We start from the raw sequence: 13,692 nt of genomic DNA, 5'->3' as shown, positions 1-13,692 counted from the left end.
CGAGATGTCGACGAACCCGAAGGGATCCGCGAGCAGTCCCTCGGAGGGCACGAGCCCGAAGTGGTCCGCGATGAGCGTCGCCCGCGGTCCGGCCTCCGCAACCCTCAGCGAGGCCGCCATTCCGTCTCCGATCGTATCCACTGTCGCCACGCCGCCCCCGAACCACTCGTCGATGGCGGAGGTCCCGTGCCACGAAATCAGGTAGAGAAGGACGTCGTTGATCTGCTGCCAGTCCTCGGGCGGGATCTCGACGGCGGCCGGCGAGATGCGGCCATCGGCCAGGACTCCGTGCGTCGAAAGCAGATCCTCGAGCCGGCCCACCTGGCTCCGTTCGGCCACGGCGTAGGCGGACCAGGGGCCGACGAAGGTGACGGCGCCGATGACGGCCAGCGTCAGCGGGATTCCCTTGATCTCGCGCGACCGCGTCACCGTGTAGAAGAGGGCGGCGCCCGCGAGCCAGACCCCGAGCAGGAGCAGGAGATACCGGCGCTCGGTGATCCCGTACTGTTCGATGCGCTGCCCGATGGCGAGCAGGAGCATCACGATGGACGGGATGATGAGAATCCAGAAGATGCGGGCGTACGTGTCGATCCACGCGTGGCCTTCCCGTCCGCGGCGGGGATGCACGAGGAGGAGCGAAAGGATGCCGAAGGCGGCGAGGGCCGAGACGAGGAGTCCGATCCACCCGCTGGGCCACGTCGTCGTGATGACGACGCGTCCGAGGTAGGCGGTGAGAATGATCAGGTAAACGGCGACGAGCGGGAGGAGCACGTACTGGGCGAAGACGCGCAGGCCCGCCGGATAATCGTCGCGGCGCTCCAGTTGCTCGAAATCGTCCGGCACGCCCGCGAGCACGAACCACGTCTGGAAGACGAAGCCGAGGAAGAAGAAGAGCCGGCCGTAGTTCTCATCGGCGATGTCGATGTTGAACAGATTCTCGATGCCGAACATGGCGATGGAGAGTCCGGCGAAGAGGACGCCGGTGTAGATCGCCCCGAGGCCGAACCGGAAGAAGAGCGTGCGGTTGAAGTGCCAGAAGCCGTTCGGCTCACGGACGCCGACGTAGGCGATGAAGGCGACGAGCAGGTGGAGCGTCGCGGTCAGGTGAAAATGGCGGAGGCCGGCGATGTTCTCGCCCCAGTTCGGCCACTGCCAGTAGTAGAGCGCGAGCACGGCCACGCCGAGCCCGCGAAGCGCCCAGTGACGCGGCCAGGGGAGCGTCCACCGCTCCGCAAACAGGGTGAGCCCGGTGAGCAGCGGGAGGCCGAGGCTGGCCGTGGCGACGAGGCGCAGTTCGAGCGCCGTTTCCGCGTTGATCGCTCGCATCGCGGCGATGGCGGCGACAACCGCGCAGGTCAGTACGAGGGGGAACCGCCGCGCCGTCACCCACGCCGCCGCGGCGAGCCGCTCGACCGAAGGGAGCTTCACACCCGGGCTTTGATCGTTACGAGCCTCTCGGCGGCCTGCTCGAGCAGCGCCTCCGTCTTGCAGAAGGCGAACCGCACGAGCTTGCGCCCATCCTCCGGGTTGTGGAAGAAGCTGGATCCGGGAACGGGCGCGACGCCGATCGTGCGCGTGAGCCAGAACGCGAACTCGTCATCCGGCAGATCCGAGAGGTCGGAGAAGTCCGCGAGGACGTAGTACGCGCCCTCCGGCTTGCGGCAGCGGAACCCCGCCTCCACGAGCGCGGGATAGAAAAGGTCCCGTTTCGCGCCGTACACATCGGCGAGCCCTTCATAGTAGGACGGCGGAAGCATCTCGAGGCCGGTAGCGACGCCTTCCTGGAGCGGCGCGGCGGCTCCCACGGTGAGGAAGTCGTGGACCTTGCGGATGGCGTCCGACAACTCCGGGTGCGCGACGACCGTCCCCATCCGCCAGCCCGTGACCGCGAACGTCTTCGAGGCGGCGCTGATCGTAATCGTCCGGTCCCGCATGCCGGGAAGCGTCGCCATCGGAATGTGCCGCGCACCGTCGTAGAGGATGTGCTCGTAGACCTCGTCCGTGATCGCGTAGGCGTCGAACTCCTGGCACAGGATCGCGATCTTCTCGAGTTCGTCGCGGCTGAACACGCGGCCCGTGGGGTTGTTCGGGGTGTTCACGATGATCGCGCGCGTCCGGTCGCTGAACGCCGCGCGCAGGCGGTCGAAGTCGATCTGCCACTCCGCGGTCAGCGGTACGAACACGGGGGTCGCGTCGCAGAGCGTGGTGTCCGGCCCGTAGTTCTCGTAGAACGGCTCGAAGACGATGACTTCCTCCCCCGGGTCCACGACCGCCAGGAGCACCGCCATCATCGCCTCGGTGGCCCCGCAGGTGATCGTGAGGTGCGCTTCCGGATCGACGTCGAGCCCGTACCAGTCGCGGTAGCTCGCGGCGAGCGCGTCGCGGTACCGTTTCGCACCCCACGTGATCGCGTACTGGTTCACGTCATCGTAGATCGCGCGCGCGGCGCCGATCTTCAGCGTGTCGGGCGACTCGAAGTCGGGAAAACCCTGCGAGAGGTTGATGGCTCCGTGTTCGTTCGAGAGCCGGGTCATCATCCGAATTACGGATTCCGTGAAGCCGTGCGTACGGCGGGCGGTATGGATTTTCATCGCTCCGAATCTGGCCCGTCGGAAGGAAGCGTGCCACCGGCGCCGGGGGCGTCTTGCTCGGCCGTCTCCCCGCCGCCCTCCGCCGGTTCGACGTCCGGGCGGCGGAACCCGGCCCGGGCGAGTCGCGGCTCCACGAGTTCCGCCTGCTCGCGAAGCCAGCCGAACCAGACCGTGTCACCGGGCTTCAGCGTCGTGCCGCTCGACACCGGCCGTTCCCGCCTGCCGCGGCGATGCACGAGGGCGAGGGCGGGGAACCGGCGGTCGGCCAGAGCCTCGATCTGGGAGAAGCGCAACCCGGCGAGGCCCTCGAAGGTGAGAGGTTCGATCTCCACGCGGTCCCGCCGGAACTCGTGCGCCCAGCGCTCGTGGTCGATCCCGAGCCCGAACAGTACGGAGGCGCCGCTCTCGTCGACCTGCTCGGGTCCGACTCCGGGCGTGAGCGGGTCGATGGCCACGAGGCGACTCACGCCCGGGCAGCTTTCCTCGACCCGTTTGGCGATCAGCAGGTTCACGCCCTCGTTCGGCGTGAGGGCGACGAGGGCGCGGCGCGATTCGACCCCCGCCTTCATCAGCGCTCGCGCCTCGTTCGCGTTGCCGAGCACGACGCGGAAGCCGTCGCTCTCCGCCGCCCCCGCCTCCGTCGGGTTTGTGTCGATGAGAACGATGGGTGCGTCCCCGCTCCGGGCGGCGCGCAGGGTTCGGGCGAGCGCGCGTCCGATGGGATTGGCCCCGACGACCGCGAACCCGTGGCTGGACGGTTTCCGTACCCCAAGCAGACGCGCCACGAGCCCGCCCGTCCCGCCGAGGGCGACGACGGTGACGGCGATGACGAGGAAGACCATCGCTCGCAGCTGATCGCCTTCCACCTCCATTCCGCTGTGTGCGAGTTCGGCCGCGAACAGCGAGGAGACGGCGAAGGCGACGATCCCGCGCGGGGCCAGCCAGGCGAGGAACGCCTGCTCGTTGCGGCTCAGGCCGGCGCCCCAGGTACAGAGGAGGACGCAGAGCGGGCGGACGACGGCGACGAGGACGATGACGGTCACGACCCCGCCTGCTCCGAGCGCCCGCACGTCGCCGAGGTCCACGGCCGCCGACAGCAGGACGAAGAGGAGTCCCACGAGCAGGAACGTGAGCTGCTCCTTGAACTCCACGAGTTCGCGCGCGTGCCGGGGTCCCATGTTGCCGACGACGAGGCCGGCGATGGCGACGGTCATGATCCCGCTCTCGGGCAGGATGGCGTGCGAACCCTGGTAGAGCGCGAGGACGCCGGCGAGCGTGAAGACGTTGCGGAGATCGGAGGGGATCGCGCGCCGCATCCTCAGCAGACCGCCGATGACGAACCCTCCTGCCACCCCGATGACGGAGCCGAGGCCCAGGCGCGTGACGAGGCCTAGGAAACCGGCCCCCACGTCCCCCGCCGTCGACGCGAGCGCCAACTCGAACGCGACGACCGCGAGGATCGCGCCGACGGGATCGATGAGCACGCCTTCCGCCTCGAGGATCGTCCGGAGGTTGTTTCGGAGGCGGATCCGCCGCGTGAGCGGGTTGATCACCGTCGGACCCGTGACCGAGACGAGCGCTCCGAACAGCAACGCGATGCGGAGGCTCCAGCCCAGCGCGAGCATCGCCGTGACCGCGGCTCCGGCGATCGTGACCAGCGCGCCGAGCGTGATCAGCCGGCGGATCGTCAGCGCCTCGCGCCGCAGCCGGTCGAGGTTGAGTTGTAGCGCGCCCTCGAAGAGAATCACCGCGACCGCCAGCCCGACGATGGGATTGAGGCCATCGCCCAGCGTGTCGGGCCGCACGATGTTCGCGAACTCGGGTCCGAGGAGGATGCCGGCCGCGAGCAGGAGGAGGATGCCGGGAATGCGCGCGTGCCGTGCCAGCGACTGCGCAACGACGCCCGCCGTGATGGCGAGGGCGAAGGTGAGCGCCGGATCCTGGAGGTTCACGAGGCGGCGGCTCGCTCCATCGCGAGGAGGAAGTTCGTGAAGCCCTCGTCGTAGTCGGAGAGGCCGTTCTGCCCCGTGAGCTTCATGCGGGCGTTGTAGGCGTTCTTCATCATCGGACCCACGACGCCGCTGACCGGACCCTCCGCCGGGTGGCGCACGGCGAAGGCATCCTTCAACTCCTCCCGAAGTCCGATCTCGGCGAGGAGATCGTTGTACGCAGCGGCGTCCCGCTCCGCCAGCACCCAGAGTTGGCGGTCCAGGCGCTCGCAGTGGGCCGACTGCTCGAGGACGGGTTCACCCGAACGCACCAGGGTGAGATAGCCGAGGACCTGCGCCTCGACTTCCTTCATGTATCCCTTGCGGTGCGAGAACTCGTGCGCGATCACATGGGGCTCGAAGATGCCCGTGCTCCTGAAGATCGCGACGTCCCCCGTCAGGGGGTCTGCCGCCCCGAGCGCGAAGGGGAAGACGATCTGCGCGAGCATGAACTCCCGGACCTTCGAGCTCGTCTCCAGACGCTGGCCGGTGAGTTCCGCGAGGAAGTCGGTGAGGGACAGGTCGACCTGTTCCGCCAGTTCCTTCCGCGGCGTATCCATCGGCACGTAGTTTGCATTCAGCCGCTCCACGAGCCCTTCGACATCACCTCTCCGTTCCTCCTCCGACGCCGGGGGCGGGGCGAGCGGATCGAAGCCGAACGCAGCCTCGAAGTCCACGAGGCGGGCGTCGGCCCGAACCGCCCAGTCGATGAGCGCGCTGCCCGCGTACACGCCGAGCGCTGCCGCCTGAACTGCCCGCCCGGCCGGGCTCAGACCGAAGAGCATCCGGGCCGCGACGGGGGCCGCGAGCAGCAGGTCGGAAGGCGCGACCGGGAGGTACGTCGCCAGGTTGGGGATGCGGAGTCTTTCCATGGGTCCTCGTACGCGGGTCGGTGGACGAAAGTTCGGGATCGGCGGGCCGGGTGCAACCGTCGCGGCATTCGCGGCGTCCCACTCCTGTCGAAGGGCAGGAGGCGATTCAGGGGGGGATTGAGACCGATGGCGAGAATGACAGACAGAGGGGCGTGCATGCGTCGACGCGGGTTGGGAACGCTGGTCGTCCTGTTCGCGGCCGCCCTGTGCGGGACTCCACTCGCCGCGCAGGAGGTCAAGGCCGGGGGTCAGGTCACCTTCGGCGACGACGCGGACTTCGGCATCGGCCCGCGCGCGCAGATGTCGCTGCCGTGGATCGCCCCGGGGATCCGGGTGGCCGGTTCCTTCGACTACTTCTTCCCCGACTCGGGTCTCGGTGATCCCGGCGGCGACTACGACTACCGGGAACTCAACTTCAACGTTCTGGGGGATCTCTCGTTCCCCGACGTGACGAACTTCGTCCCCTATGTCGGCGGCGGGCTGAACGTGGCGTGGCAGTCGGTCCCGGCGGACGTAGGGGAGGATTCCGAGGAGCGGCTCTTCGGGATGAACATCGTTGCGGGCTTCCGGTTTCCGCTCGCCGGGTTCACGCCCTTCGTCGAGGCGAGGTACGAACTCGAGGGAGGACAGCAACTCCTCGTCGCCGGCGGCATCCTTCTACCCTAGAATCGTAAGCCGCCGCCGGCGCTGAAGGCCCACCTCGATCTTTCGCTGTCGCCGATCCCTCCGCCGAAGCGGTAACCGATATTGAGGTTCGTCACCTGCGCGAAGGAGGAGAGTGGGGACCCCCCGAACACGGTGACCCCGACGTTCCCGCCCAGCCTCCGATCCTGGTCCGGATACCAGGCGCCGCCATAGTCGACGAACGCGCCTACGCCGAGCCCGAACAGGTTGTAAAAGCTATCCACCAGGTAGGAGCGATGTTCCAGCGTGGCCCGCAACGTGCGGGTGCCCACGAAAGCGTGCGGACCCCAGAGGCGCGGCAAGACCTGGAAGCCGATGTCGTGTTCGGTGCCGGGACGCGGCGATTCCTGAATCCCCGCGGACGCTTGCAGGAAGGTCGTATTCCGCTCCGTCTCCCGCACCGCTGCCGTTCCCGTGCCGAAGACGTAGCCGGAGTCCAGGCCCGCCGAGTTGAAGAGGCCGCCGCCGTCGAGCGCACCCTTGAGAATCGCCGGGCCCACCCGCCTGCCCGACGATAGAACAAGGCGCGTTCCGATGCCGGTCGACCGGTATCCCAGGCGTTCGTGCGCGAGCTTGACGGACACCCGCACGCGGTCGCTGAGGTCCTGGTCTTCCTCGGAGAATCCGTTGAAGCGTTCCACGCGCTCGAAGCGTGCGCGCCGCCACTCGGCATATACGCCGATGAGTCCGTACACCGAGTCCCGCACCGTGGCGTCGAGGCTGTCCAGGTCGATGCCGGGGTGTTCGAGTCGCAGATGCTCTTCGTGCCGGACCTCGAGCATCGCCCCGATGCGGACGACCTCCCGTGGATTCGCGACCGGCGCCACCGCTCCGGTCAGGCGGTGGATCTGGGCTCGCCGCCGCCATTCGATCGTCTGGAGGTCGTCGGGGTTGTGCCGCACGTACTGCGGGATCCGTCCCCGGAAGTCCCGCCCCTCGTAGTAGAACGCTGCGCGGTCCGAGAAAGCGCGGAAGGGGTTCGACAGGTACCACGCGATGACGTCGCGGTCCGAGAGGTTGAGCCACGTCGCGTTGGCCGCGAGCCGGGTGGAAGCCAGTCGGTTCGACGTCAGCCGGAGGTCCATTCCGTCGCGATCGGTGTCGCGGACGTACCACACCCGCATGGCGTTTCCGCTGCCCGCGAGGTTGATCTCGGTAACCCCGAAGGTGCCGGTCAGCGTGCCGTCCGCTGCGAGTCGTCCCGTGAAGCGGGGCTGCAGGCTCCACGCGTCGCGCGTTCTCACGCTCAGCGCGAGTTTCCCGTCGACGCGCGTCGAATCCACCCGGACGCGGCGGAAGAGGCCGAGGCGGCGGAGGTTTCGTTCGCTCTCGGCGGCGAGGAGCGAGTCGTAGGGCGTCCCCGGCCTCAGGAGCAGTTCGCGGCGGACGACCCAGGGCTGCGTCGTCCCGTGCAATCCGTTGCCGAGCCGGTAAATGAAGTTCCCGGCGGCGGCGTCCTCCGGAAAGACGTCCTGCCGGCTGATGACGACGGTGTCGATGATCGCGGTCGCGCTACTGTCTCTCCCCACGGCGGGAGGGGATGCCTGCGCGTGCACCGCGGGCGCGGCGACAAGGCCCAGAAGAAGCAGGGTGTGGGCGATGTACTTGCCCCGGACCGGGGCGCGGCGGGTCCCCCGGATCGGGGGCGCCGTGGACGGAATCATGGGGCCGGAAGGTACGGCCGCGCGGCGTTCACGGCCACCGCACATCGTCGCGTTTCGCGAGCCCCGGTTCGTCGCGGAATGGGGCCGCGATCTCACCCAGGGTGATTCCGAGGCGGGGGTGCCGGAAACCCGGCGCCACATCCGCGAGGGGCACCGCCAGATGCGCCCTCGTCGGGATCTCCGGGTCCGGGAGTTGCAACTCCTCCTGATCGACGACCAGACCCTGCACGGCGGCGATGTCGATGTCGATCGTGCGGGGGGCGTTGGGGTCCGCGGTCCGGACCCGCCCGAGGCGGCGCTCCAGCGGCCGGATGACCTCGAACTTCAGTTCTCCCGGGGAGAGGTCGGTCGTGATGCGCACGGCCGCGTTCAGGAAGCGGGGCATCCCGGGGTTTCCGACCGGGTCCGCCTCGTAGATGGGCGAGGCTCCCTCGATGCCCAGCAGTTCGTCGAGCGCCTCGAGCGCCGCGACGATGTTCCGCTCGGGGTCGATGTTCGAGCCCAGCGTGAGGAGGATGGCCCGGGGGGAGGCGTTCACGTGTAGTCCGCCGCCGTCCGTTCGACTTCGACCCCCACCGAGCGCGCGTAGCGTAGCGCGCCGGGCTTTTCCACGCGGACCCTGGCCCGCGCCGCGCCGAAGTCGACGATCGCGATCCGCGCGATCTGGTGCGCGAGGGCCTCCACGAGATACGGCTCGGCGGTTTCGACGTGCGCGATGATGCGCTTGGTCAGCGTCCGGTAGTTCAGCACATCGGCGACGTCGTCGGACTCGCCCGCGGCCCGGGCGTCCACGGAGAGGGACAGGTTGATCACGATGTCCTGTTTCTTCTCGCGTTCCCAGTCGTTGACCCCGATGATGCCCCGGATGAGGAGGTCGCGGATGATGACCGTATCCGCTGCCATCAGCGCGCCCCTCCCGTCAGCAAATGTTCGCCGCCATCCACGTGGATCGTCGCTCCCGTCACATAGTCGTTCTCGGCCAGGAACCGCGCCGCGTGCGCAACGTGCTCCGGATCGCCCGTCCGCCCGAGCGGGGTCCTCCGGCCCTTCTCCCGCCACGCTGCGTCCTCCGCCGTCTCCCCTGGAGGCGGAAGAATCGGACCGGGAATGATCGCGTTCGCGCGCACCTCCGCGCCCAGTTCGCGGGCCGCCAGCGCCGTCAGGTGCAGGAGTCCGGCCTTGCTGACCCCGTGCGGCGCAAACCCCTTCCAGGCGGCGAGCGCCGACATGTCCGACATGTTGATTATGACACCGGGCGCTCGAGGTTCCCCCTGCGTTCCTCGCCGCTCGGTCACGGCGCGCATTCGGACGGCGGCCCGCTGCGTCATGAGGAAGGGAGCGCGCAGGTTGAGCGCCAGCGCGGCGTCCCACTCGGCGACCGTCGCCTCGCCGAACGGAGTACGCTCGAAGCTCGCGGCGGAGTTCACGAGGATGTCGAGGCGCCCGAACGCCGCGTCGAACGCCTCGAACAGGCCGTCGATGTGCTCCGGGCGCGAGAGGTCCGCCGCGGCCGTCGCCGCGCGGCGCCCCAGGGCGCGCACGTCCTTCGCCGTGCGGTCGGCCGCCTCGGCTGAACTCCGGTAGTGGATGAAGATGTCGCACCCCGCCTCGGCCAGGCCCAGCGACAGCGCGCGGCCCAGCCGGCGCGCGCCCCCCGTCACGAGTGCGACGGCGCCCTCGAGTTTCACGGCAGCTCTCCGTTCACGAGCGTCTCCCCGGCAGCTTTGGAGCCGGGAATGTACAAGGTTCGAGAACGGATGGGGCGTTGCACGCGGCACCGCCGCGCGCCCCATTGCGGCAGCACCCGCGGCGGACGCGAGGATGCAACCCGGAGGAAGCGCGTGAAAGCGATCTGGTACGAGCGGACCGGCCCCGCTCCGGATGTGCTCCAATTCGGGGATCAGGACGCGCCCGTGCCCGCGGCGCGAGAGGTCCGGGTGCGGCTGGCCGCCTCGGGGGTGAATCCGTCGGACACCAAGCGGCGAGCCGGCTGGATCGGACTGTCGATGCCTCATCCGCGCATCGTGCCGCACTCGGATGGGGCGGGGACGATCGATGCGGTGGGGGCGGAGGTCGACCGGGCGCGCGTCGGCGAACGCGTCTGGCTGTGGAACGCCCAGGGCGGCGGCCGCCCGTTCGGCACGGCGGCGGAGTACACGGCGGTACCGGCGGCGCAGGCCGTGCCGTTGCCGGACGGCGCCTCTTTCGCCGATGGAGCGGGCCTCGGAGTGCCGGGCTGCACGGCGCACTACGCCGTGTACGGGGACGGGCCGGTGGGCGGCAAGCGGATCCTCGTGCAGGGAGGCGCCGGGGCCGTCGGCCACCTGACGGTGCAGCTCGCCACGCTGGGCGGCGCCGAAGTCATCGCCACGGTGAGCGGCGCCGCCAAGGCGGAGGTCGCGCTGGGCGGCGGCGCGAGGCACGCGATCGACTACCGGCGGGAGGACGTCGCCCACCGGGTCCTCGACCTCACCGATGGGGAGGGTGTGGACCGCGTCATCGAGGTGGATCTCGCCGCGAACCTCGAGACGGACGTCGCGGTCCTGCGGGAGAACGGGACGATCGCGTCGTACTCGTCAACCTCCGGCCCGGAACTGCCGCTCGCCTACTATCCGCTCGCCTTCAAGGACCTGCGCATCCACTTCGTGCAGGGCTACCTGCTGCCGCCTGCCGCCCGCCGCGCGGCGGTCCGGGATCTCACCACCTGGCTCGCGGCCGGACAACTCGACGTGCGGGTCGCCGCCACCTTCCCCCTCGCGGAGACGGCGTCCGCGCACGACGCCCTCGAGTCCGGTCGCGCGGACGGGAAGATCCTCGTCGAGATCTAGCTGCCGCGGACAGAGCCCCCGCTGTGTGCAAGGGGGGCGCGCTACTGCACCCGTTCGAAGCGCAGATCCCAGACGCGTCCCTGGCTCAGGCTCGCCTGCGTGACCCGGCCGGCATCGTCGCGCCGAAAGATGAACGTGCTGCCTCCCTGCCTGAACGCATCGGGATAGACCGGCGTGAGCGAGGGCCCGTCCCCATACCGGTCCCTCAATACCAGCCCGCCATCTTCGACATCGACCCAGTACGTCACTTCCGCCTCGTCGCTGTGGTAGGCGCCGACGTAGGCCGCCAGGTCCGACGCAGTGGGCTCGAAACCCTCCACGGGTTCGATCCGCACGTCGTCCGCGACCGGCGTGTCCATGGTCGCTCCGGGCCTGCCTCCGTCGCCGGCCGCGGCGTCGAAGACGATGGATACGCCCGCCGGCGAGGCGAACTCGGTCTCGCTCATGGCCGCGAGGGACAGCCCGCCGGGCCCTCCTCCCATGCGCAGCGAGGAGCCGTCCGCCGTCAACTCCATGAACTGGCCCGTGCGGGCGTCGCGGTACCCGCCGGCGAACGCGGCGACGCGGGCCGGATCGACGTCCGCACCCGCCGGGTCCTCCGACGCTTCCTCGTCGACGGCGTCGCCGAGGTAGAGTTCGGCCACCGAGCGGGCGAGCCCACCGGGGTTGGCCTCGCCCACGTTGCACATCACCGACACCGCGAGCCCGTGGTCGGGGAAGCGCGTGAGGAAGCCCCGGTACGCCGCGGTGCCTCCAGAGTGCTGCACCTCGCGCACGCCTTTGTATTCGCCGACGAAGAGTCCGCCCGCGTAGCTGATCTGCCGCCCGGAGTCGAGCATCCCCTGCTCGTGCATGAGTCGGATGAACTCGGGCCCGCCGACCTCGCCGGTGTCGAGGTTGCGGGTGAACCGGAGGAGGTCGCCGACGGTCGTGAGCAGACCGCCGTTCCCGTGCACGTTCTCGAACGGCATCAGCATGTGCCATTCGCCGTCGTCTCCGCGCCGGTATCCGATCGAGCGCTCCTCGACGATCTCCGTGAAATCATCCCGCCACTGCGTCTTCGTCATGCCGAGGGGGCGGAATATCCGCTCCTGGGAGAACTCGTCGAACGTCTGTCCGGTCACCCGCTCCACGAGCATCGCCTGGAGGTTGTACCCGGTGTTCGTGTACGAGTAGTAGCGGCCCGGCTCGTAGTTGAGGGCGCGCTGGCGGCTCGCGATGTCGAGCGCGTGCTTGTGCGTGTGGATCCGGGTCGTGCGCGCCCAGCCGTGGATGCCGGCCACCGACCCCCAGTCGCGGAGCCCGCTCGTGTGATGGATGAGCATCCGCACCGTGATGGGCTCGCCGTAATCGGGCATCTCGGGAAAGTACTCCCGGATGTCGTCGTCGAGGTCGATGCCGCCCTCCAGCGCGAGCAGGATCGTGGCCGCCGCGGTGAACTGCTTCGAGACCGAGCCCGGCTCGAACACCGTCTCGGGCGTGTTCGGCAGGTCCCACTCGAGGTTCGCCATGCCGTACGCGCGCGCCATGACCTGCTGTCCATCCCGCGAGACCGCGAAGGCGCACCCGGGGCCGTCCACCGCGCTGTAGTCCGCGAAGACCGCGTCGAGCGCCGCCAGTTCGACCGCGTCCCCGCCCGAGGCTTCCGGGTTCGCGTCCGCGCAGGCGAGTCCCCCGGCGAGGGGAAGGATGAGGGTCCAGGGTCGTGTCTTCATCGTCTTCCTCCTGACTGGATTGCCGCACTCGCCGTCTCGTCGCCGGCCGCAGCCGTCTGCAAGCCTGAAAGTGCAATGTCGGTGTCCGCACCGACCCCGTCGAGATCCGGCGCCGAGCCGCGCCCGCGCACGCGGGGAGGGCCGCCCGCTGCGGCACCCCGTCCCGGTCTATTCCACCCGTTCGAAGCGGAGATCCCAGACCCGCCCCTCGCTCAGACCTGCCTGCGAGACCCGGCCGGTTTCGTCGCGTCGGAAGATGAACGTGCGGGACCCCTGGCCGAACGCATCGGCATACAGCGGTTCAAGCGCGGAGCCGTCCCCGTACCGATCCCGAAGCACGAGCCGACCGTCCTCGACCTCGAACCAGTACGTGACCTCGGCTTCATCGCTGCGGTAGGCGCCCACGTATTCGGCCAGGTCGGGCGCCGTCGGCTCGAACGGGCCGACGGGCTCGATCCGCACCCCGTCCGCGGCGGGCATGTCCATGAGGCCGGGGGGACGGTCGCCCGCGCTCGCGGGACGCTCGAATGCGATGGATACGCCCGCGGCCGAGGCGAACCGGGTTTCGGTGCTGGCCGCGAGCGGCGGTCCGCCGGGTCCTCCGCTCATGAGCAGGGATGAACCATCCGCGGTCAGCTCCAGGTACTGTCCCGTTCGCGTATCCCGGTATCCGCCGGCGAAGGCGGCGACGTCCGCGGGATCGACATCCACTCCTGCCGCATCCGCCGGAGGTTCCCCGGCCATGGCTTCCGCGAGATAGAGTTCCGCCACCTGGCGGGCGAGTCCGCCGGGGTTGGCCTCGGCCACGTTGCACATCAGCGACACCGCGACCCCGTGATCCGGATAGCGCGTGAGAAAACCGCGGTACCCGGCGGTCGAACCGCCGTGCGACACCTCGCGCACACCCTTGTATTCGCCCACGCGAAGCCCGCCCGCATAGCCGGTCTTCCACCCGGAGTCGAGCGTTCCTTCCTCGTGCATGAGACGGACGAATTCCGGGCCGCCGACCTCGCCGGTGTCGAGGTTGCGGGTGAACCGGAGGAGGTCGCCGACGGTCGTGAGCAGACCGCCGTTGCCGTGCACGTTCTCGAACGGCATCAGCATGTGCCATTCGCCGTCCCCTCTCCGCCGGTAGCCGACGGAGCGCTCGTCCACGATCTCGGTGAAATCGTCCCGCCACTGCGTCCTGGTCATCCCGAGAGGACGGAAGATGCGCTCCTGCGAGAACTCGTCGAACGTCTGTCCGGTCACCCGCTCCACGAGCATCGCCTGGAGGTTGTATCCGGTATTCGTGTACGAGTTCTCGCAGGAGCGCATCTTCCGTCCTCTCGGGATGACCAGGACGCAGTG

The 13,692-nt window shown here is 69.3% G+C and carries 12 protein-coding genes; 2 read left to right on the top strand and 10 right to left on the bottom strand.

Going from position 1 to position 13,692, the window contains the following annotated elements; genetic code table 11:
* The 4 genes from OXN85_10030 to OXN85_10015 all read right to left on the bottom strand — a co-directional run.
* The coding region (locus tag OXN85_10030) for a DUF4153 domain-containing protein (GenBank protein MCY3600292.1) at window positions 1-1,428 on the bottom strand (1,428 nt) is incomplete at its 3' end.
* The gene (locus tag OXN85_10025) at window positions 1,425-2,591 is read right to left on the bottom strand and encodes an aminotransferase class I/II-fold pyridoxal phosphate-dependent enzyme (GenBank protein MCY3600291.1); all 1,167 of its coding nucleotides are present in this window, start codon (window positions 2,589-2,591) and stop codon (window positions 1,425-1,427) included. The genes OXN85_10025 and OXN85_10030, both read right to left, overlap by 4 nt.
* Window positions 2,588-4,543, bottom strand: a complete 1,956-nt coding sequence (locus OXN85_10020) for a cation:proton antiporter (GenBank protein MCY3600290.1) — start codon at window positions 4,541-4,543, stop codon at window positions 2,588-2,590. Before OXN85_10020 ends, OXN85_10025 begins: the two co-directional genes overlap by 4 nt.
* The gene (locus tag OXN85_10015; protein MCY3600289.1) at window positions 4,540-5,451 is read right to left on the bottom strand and encodes a DUF3810 family protein; all 912 of its coding nucleotides are present in this window, start codon (window positions 5,449-5,451) and stop codon (window positions 4,540-4,542) included. Before OXN85_10015 ends, OXN85_10020 begins: the two co-directional genes overlap by 4 nt.
* 156 nt (window positions 5,452-5,607) lie before the next feature.
* Here OXN85_10015 and OXN85_10010 point away from each other — a divergent pair, with 156 nt between their 5' ends.
* Window positions 5,608-6,117, top strand: coding sequence for a hypothetical protein (locus tag OXN85_10010; protein ID MCY3600288.1), 510 nt, complete (start codon window positions 5,608-5,610; stop codon window positions 6,115-6,117).
* On the opposite strand, the gene OXN85_10005 is transcribed toward OXN85_10010, so the two are convergent.
* The 4 genes from OXN85_10005 to OXN85_09990 are packed head-to-tail and all read right to left on the bottom strand — an operon-like array spanning window position 6,114 to window position 9,487.
* A complete protein-coding gene (locus tag OXN85_10005; protein ID MCY3600287.1) occupies window positions 6,114-7,799 on the bottom strand; it encodes a hypothetical protein in 1,686 nt (561 codons plus the stop codon). The two genes, OXN85_10010 and OXN85_10005, sit on opposite strands and share 4 nt — an antisense overlap.
* Window positions 7,800-7,827: 28 nt before the next feature.
* The gene (folK, locus tag OXN85_10000; protein ID MCY3600286.1) at window positions 7,828-8,337 is read right to left on the bottom strand and encodes a 2-amino-4-hydroxy-6-hydroxymethyldihydropteridine diphosphokinase; all 510 of its coding nucleotides are present in this window, start codon (window positions 8,335-8,337) and stop codon (window positions 7,828-7,830) included.
* Complete coding sequence (gene folB, locus OXN85_09995; protein MCY3600285.1) at window positions 8,334-8,702, bottom strand: dihydroneopterin aldolase; 369 nt, start codon at window positions 8,700-8,702, stop codon at window positions 8,334-8,336. The genes folK and folB overlap by 4 nt, the downstream gene beginning before the upstream one ends.
* A complete protein-coding gene (locus OXN85_09990; protein MCY3600284.1) occupies window positions 8,702-9,487 on the bottom strand; it encodes an SDR family oxidoreductase in 786 nt (261 codons plus the stop codon). Before OXN85_09990 ends, folB begins: the two co-directional genes overlap by 1 nt.
* 153 nt (window positions 9,488-9,640) lie before the next feature.
* Between OXN85_09990 and OXN85_09985 the strand changes: the two genes are divergently transcribed.
* Window positions 9,641-10,627 (top strand): NADPH:quinone reductase, encoded by a 987-nt coding sequence (locus OXN85_09985; GenBank protein ID MCY3600283.1) that lies wholly within the window; start codon window positions 9,641-9,643, stop codon window positions 10,625-10,627.
* Between the two features lie 41 nt (window positions 10,628-10,668).
* On the opposite strand, the gene OXN85_09980 is transcribed toward OXN85_09985, so the two are convergent.
* Both OXN85_09980 and OXN85_09975 read right to left on the bottom strand, forming a co-directional pair.
* Window positions 10,669-12,342: a serine hydrolase gene (locus tag OXN85_09980; GenBank protein ID MCY3600282.1), complete on the bottom strand. Its 1,674-nt coding sequence runs from the start codon at window positions 12,340-12,342 to the stop codon at window positions 10,669-10,671.
* 168 nt (window positions 12,343-12,510) lie between these two features.
* On the bottom strand, window positions 12,511-13,692 hold a 1,182-nt coding region (locus tag OXN85_09975; protein ID MCY3600281.1), incomplete at its 5' end, for a serine hydrolase.

The sequence above is a fragment of the Candidatus Palauibacter australiensis genome (assembly GCA_026705295.1).
In the GTDB taxonomy this organism is placed as follows: domain Bacteria; phylum Gemmatimonadota; class Gemmatimonadetes; order Palauibacterales; family Palauibacteraceae; genus Palauibacter; species Palauibacter australiensis.
Note: the sequence above shows the minus strand (reverse complement) of the source record. Positions and strands in the feature narration are given on the sequence as shown.

What these genes read in the sequence shown, in the direction of transcription:
- OXN85_10025 (MCY3600291.1), bottom strand. Translation starts at nt 2,591, where the DNA reads ATGAAAATCCATACCGCCCGCCGTACGCACGGCTTCACGGAATCCGTA.
- OXN85_10005 (MCY3600287.1), bottom strand. Translation starts at nt 7,799, where the DNA reads ATGATTCCGTCCACGGCGCCCCCGATCCGGGGGACCCGCCGCGCCCCG.
- OXN85_10010 (MCY3600288.1), top strand. Translation starts at nt 5,608, where the DNA reads ATGCGTCGACGCGGGTTGGGAACGCTGGTCGTCCTGTTCGCGGCCGCC.
- folB (MCY3600285.1), bottom strand. Translation starts at nt 8,702, where the DNA reads ATGGCAGCGGATACGGTCATCATCCGCGACCTCCTCATCCGGGGCATC.
- OXN85_09980 (MCY3600282.1), bottom strand. Translation starts at nt 12,342, where the DNA reads ATGAAGACACGACCCTGGACCCTCATCCTTCCCCTCGCCGGGGGACTC.
- OXN85_10015 (MCY3600289.1), bottom strand. Translation starts at nt 5,451, where the DNA reads ATGGAAAGACTCCGCATCCCCAACCTGGCGACGTACCTCCCGGTCGCG.